Source organism: Thiorhodococcus minor (genome assembly GCF_010820565.1).
In the GTDB taxonomy this organism is placed as follows: domain Bacteria; phylum Pseudomonadota; class Gammaproteobacteria; order Chromatiales; family Chromatiaceae; genus Thiorhodococcus; species Thiorhodococcus minor.
On sequence record NZ_JAAIJQ010000332.1, the window covers coordinates 1 to 567 of the forward strand.

Consider the following 567-nt stretch of genomic DNA (forward strand, 5'->3'; position numbering starts at 1 on the left):
GGATCGCGCAAGGCGTTCTGCTGCGCGAGCCAGGCAAAGATCTCCGCGTTCTGCGCCGCGGTGGTGTCCTCGGCGTCCCGCTTGAGGCAGGCGCGCACATGCTTGTCCAAGGGCTTGGGGCGCGCGACGCTCGCCGGCGCGGCGGCATCAGCAAACAGCGCCGCAAGCACCTGCGCAGGTGTGCGCACGCACGGCGCGATCCCATAGACCGCGCCCAGAATCGCCATCTTCTTCTTGCCCCGCTCGCCACCGGTCTCGCCCGGGCGCATGCACACGCCTTTACCGTCGACGCTATCGACCAGAATGGCCCCGGGCGGCAACGGCGTCGGCGCGGGCAACTGCTCCCAAAACGCCTCCCCCTGGGCGCTCAGATGCAGCTGATCGCGCTCGAGGGTCTGCACCGATTGGCGCACCCCCAAAAACCGCTCGAGGAACTGCGCGGCTTGGGCATAGGGCATCGCCTGCATCAGCTGGGCATTCCAGTCCTGCAGCAGATAGGACGTGCACGCCTCAGGCAACTGCAGCTGTGCATCCAAGGGGATCGCCTCCAGTTTTTGTCCCTCGCGC

The 567-nt window shown here is 67.4% G+C and carries 1 pseudogene; it reads right to left on the reverse strand.

Annotated features, from left to right (window positions below):
* Positions 1–567: pseudogene (locus G3446_RS27225) on the reverse strand (hypothetical protein); the annotation flags it as partial.